The sequence below is a fragment of the Paludisphaera mucosa genome, assembly GCF_029589435.1.
GTDB lineage: Bacteria > Planctomycetota > Planctomycetia > Isosphaerales > Isosphaeraceae > Paludisphaera > Paludisphaera mucosa.
Genome location: NZ_JARRAG010000002.1, coordinates 4,167,629 through 4,186,023 on the forward strand (window position 1 = coordinate 4,167,629; position 18,395 = coordinate 4,186,023).

Consider the following 18,395-nt stretch of genomic DNA (forward strand, 5'->3'; position numbering starts at 1 on the left):
ATGACCCCCGACGACCTTCTGCGACCCACCGATCTGGGCCTGTACTGCGAGGCCGGCGACTTCTACGTCGATCCCTGGCGGCCCGTGCCGCGGGCCGTGATTACGCACGCCCATGCCGACCACGCCTGCTGGGGCTGTGGGCGGTACCTCTGCTCCGAGGAGGGGGCGGGAGTGCTGCAGGTGCGGATGGGTCGAGACGCCGTCATCGACGCCTTGCCGTTCGGCGAGGCCCTGACGATCCAGGGGATCCGTGTCTCGCTGCATCCGGCCGGGCACATCCTCGGCTCGGCGCAGGTGCGGCTGGAGCATCGCGGGCGGGTTTGGGTCGTCTCGGGCGACTACAAGGTCGAGCCCGACGCCACCTGCACGCCGTTCGAGCCCGTCCGCTGCGACGTCTTCGTGACCGAGTCGACCTTCGGCCTGCCCATCTACCGCTGGCCGACGCAAGGCGTGGTGTTCGACGAGATCAACGCCTGGTGGCGGGCCAACCGCGACGCCGGCAAGGCCAGCCTGCTGCTGGGCTACGCCCTGGGCAAGTCGCAGCGCCTGCTGTCGGGGCTCGACCCGAGCATCGGCCCGATCTACACCCACGGGGCCGTCGAGAAGCTCAACCGCGCCTACCGCGAGGGGGGCGTCGCCCTGCCGCCCACCGAGTACGCCGGGGCCGCCGTCCGGGGCAAGAGCTGGGCCGGGGCCATGATCGTCGCGCCCCCCTCGGCGCACGGCACGCCCTGGGCGCGCAAGTTCGCCCCGCTCTCGACCGGGATCGCCTCGGGCTGGATGACCATCCGCGGCACCCGCCGCCGCAAGGCGCTCGACCGCGGCTTCGTCCTGTCCGACCACGTCGACTGGCCCGGCCTCCTGGGCGCGATCGAGGCCACCGGGGCGAGCCGGGTCCTGGTGACCCACGGCTACACCTCGGTCGTCGTCCGCCACCTCCGCGAGCAGGGGCTCGACGCCGAGGTCCTCGCCACCCGGTATGAAGGCGAAGGCGACGCCCAGGACCGAGCCGAGGGCGAGGCGATCGACGCCGAGGCCCAGGAACTCGAGGTTGTCGTCGACGCCGTCGCCGCGACCGACGCCGAGGAGGCCCCATGAGGGACTTCGCCCAGCTCTACGCGGCGCTCGACGAGACGACCCGGACGGGGGAGAAGGTCGAGGCGCTGACCTGCTATTTCGAGAGCGCCCCGCCGAGCGACGCCGCCTGGGCCGTCTACTTCCTGATCGGGCGGAAGCCCAAGCAGGTGATCCCCTCGAAGAAGATCCGCGAATGGGCGACGGCCGAGGCGGGCGTCCCCGACTGGCTCTTCCAGGAGTCGTACGACGCCGTGGGCGACGTGGCCGAGACCATCGCCCTGCTGCTCCCGCCGTCCGAAAGGTCGACCGACCTGCCGCTCGCCGAGTGGGTCGAGGAGCGGCTACTCCCCTTGCGAGGCGCCGACGAGGAGGTCCAGCGGGCCGCGATGCTGGAGGCCTGGCGGGCGATGGACCGTCCCCAGCGGTTCGTCTGGAACAAGCTGATCAGCGGCGGGTTCCGGGTGGGCGTCTCGCAGCAGTTGGTCACACGGGCCCTGGCCAAGGTGGGCGGGGTCGAGCCGGCGGTCGTCGCCCACCGTCTGATGGGGGATTGGGAGCCGGGCCCGCGGTTCATCGGCCGGCTCCTGGCCCCCGACGCGGCCGACGCCGACCACAGCCGGCCGTATCCGTTCTGCCTGGCCTACGGGCTCGAAGGAGAGCCCGACGCCCTCGGCCCCGTCGAGGACTGGCAGGCCGAGTGGAAGTGGGACGGCATCCGCTCGCAGCTGATCCGCCGCGGCGGCGACACGTTCCTCTGGTCGCGCGGCGAGGAACTGGTGACCGACCGCTACCCCGAACTGGCCACGCTGGGCGCCTTCCTCCCCGAGGGGACGGCGATCGACGGCGAGATCCTGCCGTACCTCGAAGGCGTCCCGCTGCCGTTCGCCCAGCTCCAGCGGCGGATCGGCCGGAAGACGGTGGGCAAGACGATCCTGGCCGAGGTCCCCGTCGTCCTGATCGCCTACGACCTCCTCGAATTCGAGGGCCGCGACCTCCGCGCCGAGCCGTTCCAGCAGCGCCGGGCGTTGTTGGCCGGCCTGGTCGAGCGGGTCGGCCGGTCCGACCGCCTGATCCTCTCGCCGGTGGTCGCGGCGACCTCGTGGGAGGCGATGGCCGCGGCCCGGCAGGAGTCGCGGCTGCACCAGGCCGAGGGCCTGATGCTCAAGCGGCTGAACTCGCCGTACCACGTCGGCCGCAAGCGGGGCGACTGGTGGAAGTGGAAGGTCGACCCGTTCACCGTCGACGCCGTGCTGACCGCCGCCCAGCGCGGCAGCGGCAAGCGGGCCAGCCTGTACACCGACTATACCTTCAGCGTCTGGGACGACGACCGCCGCCTGATCCCGTTCGCCAAGGCCTACTCCGGCCTCACCGACGCCGAGATCGCCCGGGTCGACGCCTTCGTCCGCCGCAACATGGTCGAGAAGTTCGGCCCCGTCCGCACCGTCAAGCCCGAGCTGGTCTTCGAGCTCGCCTTCGAAGGCATCCAGCGCTCGCCGCGCCACAAGTCGGGCATCGCCGTCCGCTTCCCCCGCATCCTCCGCTGGCGTCAGGACAAGCCCGCCGACGAGGCCGACACCCTCGACTCCATCCGCAGCATGCTGCCGCCGGCGTGAAGCGGCTCGCTCAGGAGCCGGAACGCCTGGGGCTCATCTCGTCGCGGAGCGACTTGCCGGCGCCGCCGGACTCGAAGACGTGCAGGCCGAAGCGTTCGGAGAGTTCCTTGCAGACGCGGACGCCGCGGACGCTGTTCCCCTTCTCGTCGAGGGGGGGCGAGAAGACGCCGATGCCGGCGACGCCGGGGATGACGGCGACGATCCCGCCCCCCACGCCGCTCTTGGCGGGCAGGCCGATCCGGTAGGCCCACTCGCCGGCGAAGTCGTAGATCCCGCACGAGAGCATGATGCTCAGCAGGTCCTTGACGTACTCGGCCTTCAGGGCGCGCTCGCCGGTGATCGGGTTCACGCCGCCGTTGGCGAGGGTCGCCCCCATCACGGCCAGGTCGTGGCAGTCGACCAGCACGGAGCATTGCTGGAAGTAGAGTTCGAGCGTCTCGTCGACCCGATCCTCGATCATCCCGAAGTTCATCATCAGGTGCGCGATCGCCCGGTTGCGATGGCCCGTGGCGCGCTCCGAGAGGAACGTCGCGTTCTCGACGTAGGCCTCGCGGCCGATGTAGCGGCGGAACATCTCCATGAGCCGCTTGAAGCGTTCGGCCTGGTCCTTCCCCTTGATCAGGTCGGCCGTGGCGATGGCCCCGGTGTTGACCATGGGGTTCAGGGGCCGGTTGGTCGCCTCGTCCAGCACGATCGAGTTGAACGCCTCGCCGGTCGGCTCGACGCCGACCTTGGACAGGACGTGCTCGCGGCCATGGTCTTCCAGGGCCAGGCCGAAGACGAACGGCTTGGAGATCGACTGGATGCTGAAGAGCCGGTCCGAGTCGCCGACGTCGAACCGCAGGCCGTCGGCCGTCACCACGCTGATGGCGAACCAGTCCGGGCTCGCGCCGGCCAGCTCCGGGATGTACGAGGCCACCGCGCCCGAGTTGATCGGGGCGTGGTCGCGATGCAGCTTCTGGAGGGTCTCGCGGAAGGGGGCGGCCGCCGACTTCATCTTGCCCATCAGGGCGTCGAGATCGCCGCGATCCGATTTCGAGTCTGCAGCCACGGTGCGTCCACTCCAGTTTCGCGGTGTGAAGGGGCTTCGCGGGCGGGACGCGTCCGCGCGGGGGGCGGCCCCGCAGGAGGATTCAAGTGAGGAAGTGGTCGGCCACCTGCTGGAGGCCGCGGGTCAGGGGATGGTCGGGGAACCGCATCGCGAAGATCCCGGCGCTCCCCAGCCGGGCGATGTCGCCGTCGAGCGGCAGCAGGCCCACGACCTGGGCCTTGTAGGCGGCCTCGACCTGGGCGCGCAGCAGGTCGACGTCCATCCCGGGGGGGACCTTGTTGACGATGATCTGGAGGTCGTTCACCTCGAGCCGGCGGGCCAGCTCGACCGTGACCGCCGTCCCCTGGAAGTCCTGGTTGTCGGGTCGCATGATCAGCAGGAGCGTGTCGGAGAGGGCGATCGAGAGCAGGGTCTCCTCGTTGACGCCGGGGTGGGTGTCGATGAAGAGATAGTCCAGGTCCAGCTCGCGGATCAGGGCGCGGAAGCCGTCGGTCAGCAGGCCCACGTCGTAGCCGTCGCGGAGGATGCGGGCGATCTCGCCGGCCCGGACGCTCGACGGGATCAGGATGACGCGGCCCCGGGGCTCGCCGTTCGGCAGCCGCTCCTCGGGCCACGACACGACCTCGCGCGCCGCCTGCTCGATGCGGCACCGCCCCCACAGGTAGTCGTTGAGGGTGAACTCGACCGACTCTTCCTGGAGCCCGAAGATCACGTGGATCCCGGGCGAGTGGATGTCGGTGTCGATCACCCCGACCCGCTTCCCGGCCAGCGCCAGCAGGGTCGCCAGGTTGGCCGTCGTGTTCGACTTGCCGGTTCCACCCCGGAACGAGTGGACGGAGATGATTTTGGCCATGACTGCTTTCGGGGTAGATGATCATCCGGCGCGGCGAGCCCCCTCGCGGATCACCGACGGTCGAAGGCGGCTCTCATCGGGTCTCGTTCGGGTCCGACGTCCGCGGGCCCTTCAGGCGTTTCAGCGAGTCCTTGAGGCTGCGGAAGACGTCGCCCTCGCTGATCTCGTCGACCTCTTTCCTGAGCTTCTCGACGTCCAGGAGCAGGAGGGGGAGCTGGTCCGGGACCTGGCCGACCGTGGTCTCCTCGCAGGTCGCCTCGCCGTACGGGTCGAGGCGGATGAAGGGGCCCTTCACGCCCAGCCGGAAGAGGAATCCCGTCAGGGCCTGCGGTTCGAGCCGGAGGCCGAGGAGTTTCCGGGGGCCGCAGAAGATCCCCTGGGGGCTCAGCACGGTCAGGATCCAGGCGTCGCCGTCCCTGGTCAGGTACACGTGCTCGCGCGAGACGAGCTGATCGGCGACGACGACGTCGTTGTCCGTGGAGCGGCCGATCCGGATGAGGTCTTTGCCTTCGAAGAACCAATGCTGACGCGGCCTGCCGTTCGGCGTATCCAGCAGGACCAGGGCGACCCTGGAATCCCTCACAGGCGGACCTTTCCCATCACATGGAGAGCTGCCGCGCGAGGCTTCGCCGCCGCAGCAGGGTTCGTCCATCGCGACTTTCGCGGTCTCGAGGCCGCCCTCGGACCTTCGGGCGCCCCCCGACGTCGCGGGACGATCCGGCTCTTCGAAATCGTGTCTCGATATGATCACGCCGCCAACTGGATTCGACCAGTGAACCTATGAAAAAAAGGTCCTGGTTTCAAGAAAAATCCATGACGGCTCGCCCGACGCCCTCCCGAGCTTCCGGCCGTCCGGGTCGCGCGGGCCGGACGGGGCCGGATTCACGCCAGGAGGTCCTGGACCACGGTCCCCTTCACGTCGGTCAGGCGGAAGTCGCGGCCGGCGTGGCGGAAGGTCAGGCGGGTGTGGTCGAGGCCCAGCAGGTGGAGGATCGTGGCGTGCAGGTCGTGGACGTGGACGCCGTCCCGGGCGACGTGGATGCCGTGCTCGTCGGTCGCGCCGTGGACGTGCCCGGCCTTGACGCCGCCGCCGGCCATCCAGGTCGAGAAGGCCCAGTGGTGGTGCTCCCTCCCCTTGGCGGCGGCCGACTCGTGGTAGGGGGTGCGGCCGAACTCGGTGGTCCAGACGACCAGGGTGTCCTCCAGCAGGCCGCGCGACTTGAGGTCGCGGATCAGGCCGGCGATCGGGCGGTCGACGTTGCGGGCGAGGGGGACGTGGGTCTGCATGTCGCCGTGGGCGTCCCAGTTGTTCGACGCGCCCGAGTCGACCAGCTCGATGAACCGGACCCCGCGCTCCGACAGCCGGCGGGCGACCAGGCATTGCCAGGCGAACCCCTGGGTCGAGCCCCGCTCCAGGCCGTAGAGCTTCAGGGTGGCGTCGGACTCCTGCGACACGTCGAAGGCGTCGGGGGCCTCGTGCTGCATGCCGAAGGCGGTCTCGAACGACTGGATCCGCGCGGCCAGCCGGGGATCGTCGCCGCGGGCCGCCGAGTGGTCGCGGTTGAGGTCCTGGATCCGCGCGATCTCGCGCTCCTGGAGCGAGGCCGAGCGGAGCCGGCGATGGAGGTCGGCGATCGGCTCGGGGCCGGGCGTCACCCGCGTCCCCTGGTGGCAGCCGGGGAGGAAGTCGGCCCCCCAGGCCTGCTCGCCGGCGTAGGGGGTCTGGGGGGCGATCACCACGAACGACGGCAGGTTCCGATTGAACGTCCCCAGGCCGTAGCTCACCCAGGCCCCGACGCTCGGCCGGGCGAAGGTGATCGAGCCGGTATGCGCCTGGAGCGTCGCCTCGTAGTGGTTCGTGTGGTCCGACTTCATCGACCGGATCACGCAGAGGTCGTCGACGCAGCCGGCGATCTCCGGGAAGAGCGAGCTGACCTCGATCCCGCTCTCGCCGTGCTTCGCGAACGACCAGTCCGGCCGCTTGAGGTAGCGGGTGTACTTGCCGCGCTTCCCCTGCCACTCGTCGATGGCGATGGTCTTGCCGTGGTCGGCGAACAGGTTCGGCTTGGGGTCGAACGAGTCGACGTGCGACACGCCCCCCGTCATGTAAAGCATGATCACCCGCTTGGCCCGTGCGGGGAAGTGGGGGACGCGAGGGGCCAGGGGGTCGGCGGGGGCCGAGCTTCCCGCGTCCGCGGCCGAGAGGTCGGCGAGGATCCCCGAGAGCCAGAGCGAGCCGCAGCCCAGCCCGGCCGCGGAGCGGATCAGGTCGCGCCGGGTGACGTCGGTCGGTCGGTCGGCCATGCCCCCACCTCGCTTCCTCAGTCGACGTAGACGAATTCGTTGGTCCCGAACAGGATCCGCGCGACGCTGGCCCAGGCGCGGCGGTCGAGCGCCTCGGGGGGGTCGCCGTCGCCGACCAGGTCGGCCCGGCACTGGTCGAGATGGCCGCGCATCCGCTCGACCTCGGCGGCCGAAGCGGGCCGGCCCAGGACGATGCGGAACGCCCGGTCGATCCGCGCCGCCGGGTCCGCGGTCGCCGCGATCAGGCGGGCGGCGAAGTCCTCGGACGCCCGGTGCACGAGCGGGTCGTTCAGGAAGAAGAGCGACTGCGTCGGCACGGTCGTGGCATTCCGGCCCTCGGTGCTCGAATTGGGGTCGGCCCCGTCGAACAGGGCCAGGAACGGGTGCCGCCGGATCCGCTGGGTCATCAGGTAGACGCTGCGGCGGTCGCTGGGGTAGACGGCCAGGAACGGGGCGTGCTGGGTGTACCCCCATTGTGCGACCGGCGGGAACGGGTGCGCGGGCGCCCGGCCGGGGTCGAGGTCGCCCGCGACGAGCAGGATCGCGTCGCGGATCTCCTCGGCGTCGAGCCGGCGCCGGTTGAAATGGCCCAGCCAGACGTTCTCGGGGTCGGCCTCGGCTTCGGCCGCCGAGGTCGATGACGCTTCTGTCGCCGAGGCCATTTGGTACGCGGCCGAGAGCAGGATCCGGCGGTGGAGCGATTTGATCGAGCAGCCGTCCTGGAGGAATCGGGAGGCCAGCCAGTCGAGCAGCTCGGGGTGCGAGGGGGGCGTCCCCTTGACGCCGAAGTTGCTCGCCGACGCCACGAGGCCCCGGCCGAAGTGGTGTTGCCACACGCGATTGACGAGCACCCGGTACGTCAGCGGATTGCCGCGGTCGGTCAGCCAGGCCGCCAGCTCGCGACGGCCGCTGCCGGCGGCGATGGCGGGGCGGTCGCGGCCGACGAGGACTTCCGGGAAGCCCCGCCGGACCTCGGCCCCCAGGTTTTTGGGGTCGCCCCGGCGCTGGATCCGCGAGTCCGCCGGCTGGGGCGACTCGGCCACCGCGTACGCCAGCTCGGCGGCCTCGGCGGGCCGGCCGGGGGCCGGGGGCATTGCCACGAAGTCCTTGGGGCGCTTCGTCTCCTCGCCGCCGGGGAAGGGGTAGCGGGTGCTCTCGAAGATCCCGTAGAGCGCGTAATAGTCGGCCTGGCGGATCGGGTCGAACTTGTGGTCGTGGCACCGGGCGCAGGCGATCGTCAGGCCCAGGACCGACTTGCCGAGGGCGTCGATCGTGTCGTCGATCGTGAGGTTGTGATAGTTCTGGGGGTCGAACCCGAATCGTCGCGAGACGGCGATGAACCCGGTCGCGATCACCGCCGCGCGAGCCCGATCGGCGGGGCCGGCCGCGGCCAGGAGGTCGCCGGCGACCTGCTCGGCGAGGAACCGGTCGTAGGGCAGATCCGCGTTGAAGGCGTCGATCACGTAGTCGCGATAGCGGTACGCCTCGGGGACCGGATAGTCGGCGGTCTCGCCGGCGGTGTCGGCGTAACGGACGAGGTCGAGCCAGCGCCGGCCCCAGCGCTCGCCGTACTGGGGCGTCGCGAGCAGGCGGTCGATCAGCCGGGCGTAGGCGTCGGGCGCGGGATCGGCCTCGAAAGCGTCGACGTCCTCGGCGGTGGGCGGGAGGCCGATCAGGTCGAACGTCGCCCGACGGATGAGCGCCCGTCGGCTCGCCGGCCGTGCGGGCGATCGGCCCCGGGCCTCCAGCTTCTCCAGCACGAAGCAATCGATCGGCGAGGACGGCCAGGCCCGGTCGCGAACGTCGGGGATAGGCGGGTCGGTCAGCGGGCGGAACGACCAGTGCGAGCGGCCGGCCTCGATGTCGGGGCCTCCGGTCGTCTCGGCTGCGACCGGTGCGGGGGCGGCGTCGACGGTGGCCCCCGGCCAGGCCGCGCCTTGCTCGATCCAGCGGCTCAGGGCCCCGATCTCGACGTCGTCGAGCCTGCGGTCGGGGGGCATCCGGGGTTCGTCGTGGTAGCGGACCGCGCGGATGAGCAGGCTGTCCTCGACGTTCCCCGGCACAATCGCGGGGCCGCTGTCGCCCCCTTCGAGGATCTTGGCCCGCGAGCTGAGGTCCAGCCCCCCACGCACCTTGACCTTTGCCTCGGCCGTCTTCGCCGGCCCGCCGTGGCAGCCGAGGCAGCGCCCGACCAGGAGCGGCCGGACCGACTTCTCGAAGAACTCCTCGGCCTCACCTCGGGGCGGGGCCTCGGCCGACGTCGCGATCCCCGCGCAAGCGGACGCCAGGATCCATGCCGCCAGGATTCGCCCCGCACCGAGTTGTCTCGTCGAGGAATTCATGGCGATCGCACCGCCGCCTGGGAAGGACGCCCGTCGTTAGCGAATCAACCATACGGTCGACCATGCGATTGTGCAACGAAAATTCAACACGACCCGCCGCCGGGGCGCCCACCGGTCAGGCCCCCGTCTCGCCCTTCGCGAGGGGCTCCTTCCGGTCGGTGATCGGAGGACAACGGTCGGCCATCTCCCGGTTGAGCGCGACGAATTCCTTCCATTCGTCCGGGACCTCGGGCTCGGGGAAGATCGCATCGACCGGACACTCGACGCGGCAGGCGTCGCAATCGATGCACTCGTCGGGGGCGATGAACAGCATCTGCTCGCCCTCGCGAAAGCAGTCGCAAGGGCAGACCAGGACGCAATCGGTGTATTTGCACCCGAAGCACGGCTCCGTCACGACATAGGCCACGGCACGGTCTCCTGTTCAGGATCTCAACCCTTCCCGCCTCCTGGTGATTCCCTTTCCGGGGCCGGAGCGGCCAGATTCAGGCCGGGATTCGTTAGAATGCCCGAAACGGGCCGGGGCAGGTCGGCGTCGGGTCGGTCCTCGACGCCGATTCGAACTTGGGGAGGAGTCGACTTCGATGGCAACGGACGGGGCTCGGGACCCGTGGACGTCGATCGTCCTGCTGGAGAGGTTCCGCGACGGCGACGACCGGGCCGCGGAAGCCCTCTTCGCCCGCTACTTCGAGCGGCTCGCATCGCTGGCCCGCAGCCGGCTCTCGATGCGCCTGGCGCGGCGGACGGATCCCGAGGACGTCGCGCTCTCGGCGTATCGCAGCTTCTTCGTCGCGGCGCGAGAGGGCCGTTACGTCCTGGGCCGCGGCGGCGACCTCTGGCGACTGCTGTCGGCCATCGCCTGCCACAAGATCCTCAAGCAGGCCCGGCGCGAGGGGGCGGCGAAGCGCTCGCGACACGTGGAGGCGCCCCTCGACCAGGACGCCGAGGCGAACCTGACCGGGCCCTCGCACGAGGACGCCGTCGCGCTGGCCGACGAGTTGGAACGCGTCTTCTCGCTCCTCGACCCCTTCGGGAGGCGCGTGCTGCAACTCCAGCTGCAAGGCCTCGGGACGCCCGAAATCGGCGACGCCCTGGGGCGCTCGGAACGCACCGTCCGTCGCACGACGGCCCGGATCCGCGAACTGCTGGCCGGTCGTCTCCACGATGCATGACCCCGAGTTCGAATCGCGCGTGCTCCGCTTCGAGCGGGCCTGGCGATCAGGTGGCCCGCCCGAGATTGGCGACTACCTGGGACATCCTTTCGCAACCACGTCCCCCGGGCGCGAGAAGTTGCTCGTCGAGTTGATCTGCGTCGATCTCGAATTTCGCGCGCGGAGCCCCGCCCACACCGGGCCGCCCACGCTGGCAAGCTACGTGGATCGCTTCCCGGAACTGCACTGCCTCGATCGACTTCCCGTCGAACTCGTCGGCGAGGCCTACCGGGTGCGTCGGAGGTGGGGCGACCGGCCTTCGCACGCGACGTTCTTGGAGCCGTTCAAGGAGAGGCGCGACGAGATCCATGCGGCTCTGCTCCACATCGACGCCGAGCTGCACGACGAACTCGGAGGGGTCGGCCCCCCCGCCCGGCCCTCCTCGCCGAGCCATGCGAGCGGAATAGTCGACGAGGGCGCCGACGTCCCGATGCTCTCGCACCGGGATTTCCTCCTCCGGCGGTTGATCGGGGCGGGCAGGACGGGGAAGGTCTACGAGGCTGGGCGACTCGGCGACGGTCGCGACGTCGCCGTGAAGTTCCTTCGAAAGTCCCTGCTGAGACACGCCGACGTCGTCCGCCGGTTCGTCGACGAGGCCCGCATCGTCGCCGGGCTGCATCATCCGAACATCGTCGGCGTCCAGGGACTCGGCCGCACCCCCGCCGGCTCCTACTTCATCGTGATGGAACTCGTCCTCGGCGGAGATCTCTCGCGGCACTCCCGCGAACGTCGCATCCCCGAAGACGAGGCGGTGCGATGGGCGATGGAGATCTGCGAGGCCCTTGCCCATGCCCACGAGCGCGGCGTGGTCCATTGCGACCTCAAGCCGGCCAACATCCTGATCGACGTCGGCGGCCGGATCCGGGTCACGGACTTCGGCCTCGCGCGTTCGCTCGCCGGCGAGTCCCTCGGGGCGGCCGAGGTCGAGGGGACCGCGCCGTTCATGGCCCCCGAACAAGCGTCCCGCTCCTGGGGGGTCATCGATCGACGGACGGACGTCTACGGGCTCGGCGCGGTCCTGTACGCTTTGCTGACCGGGCGTCCTCCTTTCGTCGGCGAGCGGTCGTCCGCAATCCTCGCGGACGTCGTCTCGCCGACCCCCGTCGTCTCGCCCTCGCGCCACCGCCCCGACCTCTCCGAGCGCCTGAGCGACCTCTGCCGTCGGTGCCTCGCCAAGTCGCCGGAAGATCGATTCGCGACCGCCGATGAGGTCCGATCGGCCCTCGTCGCCTTCCAGGCGGCATCGCCGCGAGAATCGACGCCGGGTGACGCTCAGGGCTTCGACCGGCCCGGGATGCCGACGACGGGATAGGCTTCCCCCGAGGGCCTGACGGACGCGGTCTTCGCGCCGAAGAGTTCGCGGGCGGCCTTCTGGAAGGTGGGGAGGATGGTCTCGCCGCGCTTGGTCCAGGAGGCGTGCTGGACGAGGAAGACGGTGATGAGCTTCCGCTCGCGGTCGTAGGCCGAGTTGGTGTTGTAGGCCCCGCCGTGGGTGAAGACCTTGCCGTCGGCCCCGATGCCGAATCCGTAGTTGGAATGGGCCTCGCCGGACTGGTCGGAGGTCATCTGCCGCACGGCCTTCTCGGAGAGGATGCGCCGGCCTTCGAAGACGCCGTCGTTGGCCAGCATCTGGTAGAAGCGGCAGACTTCGGCGGCGGTCGAGAAGAGGCCGCCGGCGGGCATCGGCTGGCGGTCGGGCGAGTCGAGCGGGTACTTGAGCTGGTCGATGTGGGTCGCTTCGAGGCCGTCGTTGCCGAGCTTGTACGCCTTGGGGACCCGGACCAGCCGCGCGCCGGCGGGGCTGAACGTGGTGTCGACCATGCCCAGGGGCCGGAACAGGCGCTCGTCGAGGAACGTCTCATACGGCGTGCCGCTCACGACCTCGAGGATCCGGCCGGCGGTGTTGATGCCGGCGTTCGAGTACTGCGATTTCATCCCGGGCTCGAACGACAGCGGGAGCCTCGCGTAGCTCCGGACCCGATCCGCCAGCGGGAAGAGGTCGAGGGTCGGCTTCTCCATCGGCGAGCTGAACGGCAGGCCGCTGGTGTGGCTGAGGACCTCGCGGACCAAGATCGGGTGCCGCGGCGTCTTGAGCGATCCGCCTTCGGCGGCGACCTTCACGTCGGCGAATTCCGGCAGGTACTTCGCCACCGGCGCGTCGACGTCGACCTTCCCCTCGTCGACCAGGATCATCAGCGCCGCGGCGGTGATCGGCTTCGATTGCGAGGCGATCCAGAAGACCGCGTCCGTCGTCATCGGCCGCTTCGCCGCCACATCCGCCCAGCCGACGGCCTCCAGGTCGAGCACCTTCTCGGGCGTCGCCACCAGCGTCACCGCGCCGGCGAGCGTCCCGTCGTCGACGGACGGCTGGAGCCGCGACGCGATCGTCGCGCCGTCCTCGGCCCGCCCCACGACGCCGAAAAGGGCCGAGAGGCAGGCGAGTCCGAGGGAGAAGGCCGGGAAACGACGGCGGCGGGCGAAGAACGACGATTGCATGAGGAGCCTCCAGATCGCGGCCGGGTCGAGACGTCGGGCTCGCGGCGGCGAGACCTGTTTCATGAAGAACACGACCGGGCGCGAGACGATTACGACCCTATCGATAAAGAGACTCCGGATCGACGTCGTCGTCCGAGCGGCCCGGGGCGACATGCGTCGAACTCCGCCGGCTCGCACGGGATCGGCCGTCCGACCCGTCGCGAGATGGCCGACTCCGAGCCCGAAAGACGCAAGGCCGCCCCTTCGATCGAGGCCGGTCCGCGATTGGGCTCGCGCGGGGGCCGAGATCCCTGGAATACGTCGACCTGGAGGCCGGATCACGCCCCGCACCCGGCGCGACTGCGTGCGGGCGAGGCGGAGCCCAAGCTTCGATCTCGTCGACAAGATCATGATATTCATTTTTCATACTTTTTATACGTCAATGAAAGAACATGGTCCGCCGCCCGTCCCTATCGATGGAAGCATCGTCGGGCCGGCTCGCCGGGTCTCGGCGTTCGCGGTTGGAACGGAGCAGGTTGCATGACCATGAACCCCGCGGAATTCCGCCGCCGGGTCCTTGTTCTTATCCATGAGAAGGCATCCCGATGAAATCGCCCCGCATCACGCATCGCCGCAGCGTCGCACGGACCCGCGCCCGCCCGTCTCGCCCCCGGCTGGAGGTGATGGAGGACCGCACGCTGCTGGCGACGATCGTCGTCACCGGCGCGGGGGACGCGATCGCCGTCGACGGGGTCGTGACGCTCCGCGAGGCGATCGCGGCGGCGAACACCAACGCGGCCTCGGGAGACGCGGCCGCGGGATCGCCCGGGCTGGATACGATCGCCTTCAACATCCCCGGCGGCGGCGTGCAGACGATCGCCACGCTCACGGACCTGCCCGCGACCACCGAGCCGGTCGTGATCGACGGCTACACCCAGCCCGAGGCCCGGCCCAACGCCAACGGCCCGGGCCTGGGGGGCGACGCGGTCCTGCGCATCCAGATCGTCCCCAGCGTGGGCCGCGTCGGCACGAACGGCCTGCTCATCGACGGCGGCGGCAGCACGGTGCGGGGCCTGGTCATCGACAGCGGTTTCAACAACGGGATCAACGTCCGGGCGCTCGGCGGCAACACGATCGTCGGCAACTACATCGGCACGACCCCCGACGGCCTCTCCAAGGCGACCAACCCGGGGTCGAGCAACGCGATCCTGGTCCAGTCGTCGAACAACCGGATCGGCGGCCCCGCCCCCGCGGACCGGAACGTGATCGTCAGCTACCAGGGAATCCACGTGCCCTCCGGCCCGGCCGTGGAGGCCTCGAACAACGTGATCCAGGGCAACTTCATCGGCACCGACGCCGCCGGCGCGAGGGGCTTCCGCGGCGACTTCCTCGGCGTCTTCATCGAGTCGGGCTCGGGCGACCGGATCGGCGGGTCCGAGCCGGGCGAGGGCAACCTGATCTCGGGCGTGTCGCAGGCCGTCTCCATCTATCTCGGCGGCCCGCATGAGGACCCCGACATCCGCAACAGCAACGGCGGGCACGTCATCCAGGGCAACCTGATCGGCCCCGACGTCACCGGGAACGCCCTGCTGCCCTTCATCAATTCCTCCAACAATCCGAGCGTGGGCTTCGAGGCGATCGGGATCTTCATCATCAACCTGGGCCACTACGATCCGACGGTCGATCCCCTCCCGATCACGATCGGCGGGCCCGCCCCCGGCGCGGGGAACGTGATCGGCGGCTCCGTGTCGGGGTCCGCCATGAGGCTCGACTACCCCCAGGAGTTCGACGCCCCGACCACGATCCAGGGGAACTACATCGGCACCGACCGCACCGGCCTGTTGAACTTCCGGAACGTCTACGGCGGCATCGAGCTGGGCCGGACGATGAAGAACGTCGGGATCGTCGGCAACACGATCGCCTTCAATTCGGCCTCGTTCAACTCGGCCGTGATCATCCCGCCCGGCGAGACGGGCAATTTCGTCGTGGGCAACTCGATCCACGACAACGGCGCGGGCAACCCCGGGATCATCCGCACCTCGGACCTGGGCCCGGCGGCCCCGGTCCTGACGTCGGCGACGGTCGCCGGCGCCGCGACGATCGTGCAGGGGACGGTCGCGGGCGCGGCGGGCTCGGTCGTCCGGGTGGACCTCTACGCCAACGCGACCCCGACTCCGCCCAACACCGTCCAGGGCCAGACGCCGGTCCTGACGGTCATGGTGACGATCGGCGCGAACGGGATCGGGACCTTCACGGCGAACTTCGCCGCCGTGGCCTCGCAGCCGCTGATCACCGCGACGGCGACCTCGCCGGGCAACACCACGAGCCCGTTCTCCGCGCCCGCCGGGTCGGTCTTCGTCGACACGTCGGCCGACCTGAGCGTCGCCGTCGTCGGGGCACCGGGGACGGTCGCGCCCGGGGGCGACGTCCGCTTCACCCTCACCGTCGTCAACGCGGGCCCCGACGCCTCGCAGGGCCTCACGCTCACCGGCGCGGTCCCGCTCGGCGCCACGTTCGTCTCGTTCGCCGCCCCGGCCGGCTGGACGACCTCGACGCCGGCCGTCGGGGCCGCCGGCCCGGTCGTCGCGAACGCCCCGAACCTGGCCGTCGGCTCGATCGCGACCTTCACGCTGATCGTCCGCGTCGACGCCGGCGCGGCGGGCGGCTCGACGATCACGAACACGGCCTCGATCGCCGCGTCCACGCCCGACGTCGACCCGGCCGACGACGACGCCTCCGCCGCCGTCACCGTCGCCGCAGGAGAGACGCCGCCGCCCGGCGAGAATCCGCCGCCGGCGCCTGCGTCCGCCGACCTCGTGGTGAGCCTGGCCGCCGATCCCGGCGTCGTGATCGTCGGCGACACGATTGTCTACACGCTTCGCGTGCTGAACGCCGGCCCGAGCCCCGCCACCGGCGTGGTCCTGAGCGACGCGCTACCGGTCGGCGTGGACTTCGTCTCGGCGAGCCTCGGGAGCTACGATCCCACCTCACGAATTCTCACCGTCGGTCTCGGCGGCCTGGCCCCGGGGGTCGGCGCCACGATCACCCTGACGGCGCGGGCCGGGGTTGCCGGGACGATCGTCAACGTCGCCCGCGTCCGCGCCGACCAGGCCGACCCGGACTCCGGCGACAATACGGCCGCCCGGACCGACGCGGTGGGCCCCCTGGCGGCCGCCGGCGGCCCCCGGGTGACGTCCGTGCTCCGCAACGGCATCCACGCCATGCCGACCTCGCTGGTCGTGTCCTTCGACCGCGACCTGGATCCGACGCGGGCGCAGGACGTCGGCAACTATCGGCTCGCGGCGGCTGGCCGCGACGTGCCGGTCGGATCGGCGACGTACGACGCGTCGTCGCGCGCGGTGACGATCCGGCCCGTCGGGCGGATCAACATCCACCACCCCTTCCTGCTCGTCGTCGGCGGCGGTCTCGCCGACGCGGCCGGCAACGCCCTGGACGGCTCGGGCGACGGCCGGCCCGGGACCGACTACCGAGCGAACGTCGTCTGGTACGGCCCGGGCACGCGGGTCAGCCCGGAGCGACCCGCGGCGTCCCGGACGCCACTCCGGGCTTCCTACCGAGCTGCCTTGCCGAGTCGTCCCACGCCGAGATTCGCCAGCCCGATCCGCCCCCAGGTTCACGCCATGGCGAGGGCGTCGCGCTGACGATCGCGTGAGTCGGCGGGTGCCTGCGAGCTTCTCGGAGACGCCCGCCGAACCGTGAAGCGGGCGTGTCAGTACCCCATCGCGCCGCCGTCCTTGCGGGGGTCGGAGCCGCCCATGAGGACGCCGCGGTCGAGGTCGATGCGGACGGCCTGGTAGCCGCCGTAGCCTCCCCGCGACTCGACGAGGTGGTGGCCCTTGGCCTCCAGGGCGCGACGGACCTCGGGGCCGATCTCGGATTCGAGGGCCGTGGATCCGCCGCCGCGGGCGGGGCGGCCGGTGGGCTCCGACGAACCCAGGTGGCGGAAGCGGGGGGCGTCGCCGGACTCCTGGACGTCCATGCCGAAGTCGACCATGTTGCAGACCATCTGGGCGTGGCCCTGGGCCTGCATATCCCCGCCCATCAATCCGAAGCTCAGCCAGGGCTTGCCGTCCTTGGTGACGAACGCCGGGATGATCGTGTGGAAGGGCCGCTTCCGGGGCTCCAGGCGGTTGGGATGGCCCGGGTCGAGCGCGAACGAGCAGCCGCGGTTCTGGATCGCGAACCCGAGGTCGCCGGGGACGTGGCCCGAGCCGAAGCCGTTGTAATTGCTCTGGATGAGGCTCACCGCGTTGAAGTCGCCGTCGACGACGGTCATGTAGATCGTGTCGCCGTGCTTCGGCTCGCCGGGCGTCGGGCGGTCGTTGGCGCGGTCGGGGTCGATCAGCTTGCGGCGGACGTCGGCGTACTCCTTGGAGATCAGCTCGCGGACGGGGACCTCGGCCTTCTCGGGGTCGGCGTAGTACCGCGCCCGGTCCTCGTAGGCGAGCTTCTTGGCCTCGATCATCAGGTGGAGCGCCTGGGCCGACTGGGGTCCCATGCTCTTGAGGTCGTAGGCTTCCAGCAGGTTGAGCATCTGCAAGACGGCGATCCCCTGGCCGTTGGGCGGCAGTTCCCAGACGTCGTAGCCGCGGTAGTTGGTGGAGACCGGCTCGACCCACGTCGACGCGTGCTCGGCGAAGTCGGAGGCCGCGAACAGGCCGTCGACGGACTCGGAATAGCGGACGATCGCCTCGGCCAGCGGACCCTTGTAGTAGGCGTCGCGGCCCCCCTCGGCGATCGCCTTCAGCGACCGCGCCAGGCCGGGGTTGCGGAAGAGGTCGCCCACCCCCGGCGCGCGGCCGTCGGGGAGGTAGCAGGCGGCCGAACTCGGCACCCGCGACAGCCCCGCGCGCGAGGCCCGCCAGTCGGCGGCGATGATCTCGCTGACGGGGAAGCCTTCCTCGGCGTACTGGATGGCGGGGGCGAGGAGGTCGGACCAGGAGAGCGTCGCGAACTTGCGCCTCAGCTCGTCCCAGCCGTCGACGCAGCCGGGGACGGACCAGCTCAGGGACCCGTGGTCGGGGATCTCCGTCAGCCCCTTGTCGCGGAAGTAGGAGAGGTCGGCCTTCCCCGGCGACCGGCCGCTGGCGTTCAGGCCGTGGAGCTTCTTCCCCTTGGCGTCCCAGACGATCGCGAAGAGGTCGCCGCCGATCCCGCACGACATGGGCTCGACGACGCCCAGCACGGCGTTCGCCGCGATCGCCGCGTCGATCGCGTTGCCCCCCTTCTGCAACACGCGGATCGCCGCCGCGGTGGCCAGCGGCTGGCTCGTCGCCGCCATCCCGCGGCGGGCGACCACCGTCGACCGCGTCTTCTGCAACGGCCCCGACGGCCGGTCGTGCCCCAGGGCGGCCTTCGAGGCCCCCGCGCCCAGCCACGCGAGGCCCGCTATGCCGCATCGAAGGATCGTCCTGCGAGGATGGGCGTTCGACATGCTCAGGGGCTCCTTGA

The 18,395-nt window shown here is 70.7% G+C and carries 13 protein-coding genes; 5 read left to right on the plus strand and 8 right to left on the minus strand.

Annotation, left to right across the window (positions count from 1 at the left end):
* Together PZE19_RS25985 and PZE19_RS25990 are read left to right on the plus strand one after the other, a co-directional pair.
* Positions 1-1,098 (plus strand): ligase-associated DNA damage response exonuclease, encoded by a 1,098-nt coding sequence (locus PZE19_RS25985; protein ID WP_277863514.1) that lies wholly within the window; start codon positions 1-3, stop codon positions 1,096-1,098.
* On the plus strand, positions 1,095-2,690 hold the full coding sequence (locus PZE19_RS25990; protein ID WP_277863515.1) for an ATP-dependent DNA ligase: 1,596 nt from the start codon (positions 1,095-1,097) through the stop codon (positions 2,688-2,690). Before PZE19_RS25985 ends, PZE19_RS25990 begins: the two co-directional genes overlap by 4 nt.
* A 10-nt stretch (positions 2,691-2,700) precedes the next feature.
* Here the strand turns inward: PZE19_RS25990 and glsA are convergent, their stop codons facing one another.
* The 6 genes from glsA to PZE19_RS26020 all read right to left on the minus strand — a co-directional run bounded on the left by glsA (position 2,701) and on the right by PZE19_RS26020 (position 9,646).
* Positions 2,701-3,696 (minus strand): glutaminase A, encoded by a 996-nt coding sequence (gene glsA / locus PZE19_RS25995; protein ID WP_368411384.1) that lies wholly within the window; start codon positions 3,694-3,696, stop codon positions 2,701-2,703.
* 127 nt (positions 3,697-3,823) lie between these two features.
* On the minus strand, positions 3,824-4,594 hold the full coding sequence (locus PZE19_RS26000) for a MinD/ParA family ATP-binding protein (protein ID WP_277863517.1): 771 nt from the start codon (positions 4,592-4,594) through the stop codon (positions 3,824-3,826).
* Between the two features lie 73 nt (positions 4,595-4,667).
* Positions 4,668-5,177: an FHA domain-containing protein gene (locus PZE19_RS26005; RefSeq protein WP_277863518.1), complete on the minus strand. Its 510-nt coding sequence runs from the start codon at positions 5,175-5,177 to the stop codon at positions 4,668-4,670.
* A 299-nt stretch (positions 5,178-5,476) separates the two neighbouring features.
* Complete coding sequence (locus PZE19_RS26010) at positions 5,477-6,898, minus strand: DUF1501 domain-containing protein (RefSeq protein ID WP_277863519.1); 1,422 nt, start codon at positions 6,896-6,898, stop codon at positions 5,477-5,479.
* Between the two features lie 17 nt (positions 6,899-6,915).
* Positions 6,916-9,240: a PSD1 and planctomycete cytochrome C domain-containing protein gene (locus tag PZE19_RS26015; RefSeq protein ID WP_277863520.1), complete on the minus strand. Its 2,325-nt coding sequence runs from the start codon at positions 9,238-9,240 to the stop codon at positions 6,916-6,918.
* Positions 9,241-9,355: 115 nt separating this feature from the next.
* Positions 9,356-9,646, minus strand: coding sequence for a ferredoxin family protein (locus PZE19_RS26020; protein ID WP_277863521.1), 291 nt, complete (start codon positions 9,644-9,646; stop codon positions 9,356-9,358).
* Positions 9,647-9,821: 175 nt separating this feature from the next.
* On the opposite strand from PZE19_RS26020, the gene PZE19_RS26025 reads away from it, so the two are divergent.
* On the plus strand, positions 9,822-10,409 hold the full coding sequence (locus tag PZE19_RS26025; protein ID WP_277863522.1) for a sigma-70 family RNA polymerase sigma factor: 588 nt from the start codon (positions 9,822-9,824) through the stop codon (positions 10,407-10,409).
* On the plus strand, positions 10,402-11,760 hold the full coding sequence (locus PZE19_RS26030; protein WP_277863523.1) for a serine/threonine-protein kinase: 1,359 nt from the start codon (positions 10,402-10,404) through the stop codon (positions 11,758-11,760). Before PZE19_RS26025 ends, PZE19_RS26030 begins: the two co-directional genes overlap by 8 nt.
* Here the strand turns inward: PZE19_RS26030 and PZE19_RS26035 are convergent.
* Positions 11,721-12,944, minus strand: coding sequence for a serine hydrolase domain-containing protein (locus PZE19_RS26035; protein ID WP_277863524.1), 1,224 nt, complete (start codon positions 12,942-12,944; stop codon positions 11,721-11,723). The two genes, PZE19_RS26030 and PZE19_RS26035, sit on opposite strands and share 40 nt — an antisense overlap.
* 584 nt (positions 12,945-13,528) lie before the next feature.
* Between PZE19_RS26035 and PZE19_RS26040 the strand changes: the two genes are divergently transcribed.
* Positions 13,529-16,585 carry a hypothetical protein gene (locus PZE19_RS26040; RefSeq protein ID WP_277863525.1) on the plus strand — a complete coding sequence of 1,019 codons (3,057 nt, stop codon included), beginning with the start codon at positions 13,529-13,531 and terminating at the stop codon, positions 16,583-16,585.
* 68 nt (positions 16,586-16,653) lie between these two features.
* Here the strand turns inward: PZE19_RS26040 and ggt are convergent, their stop codons facing one another.
* The gene (ggt, locus tag PZE19_RS26045; protein WP_277863526.1) at positions 16,654-18,378 is read right to left on the minus strand and encodes a gamma-glutamyltransferase; all 1,725 of its coding nucleotides are present in this window, start codon (positions 18,376-18,378) and stop codon (positions 16,654-16,656) included.
* Positions 18,379-18,395 lie beyond the last annotated feature (17 nt).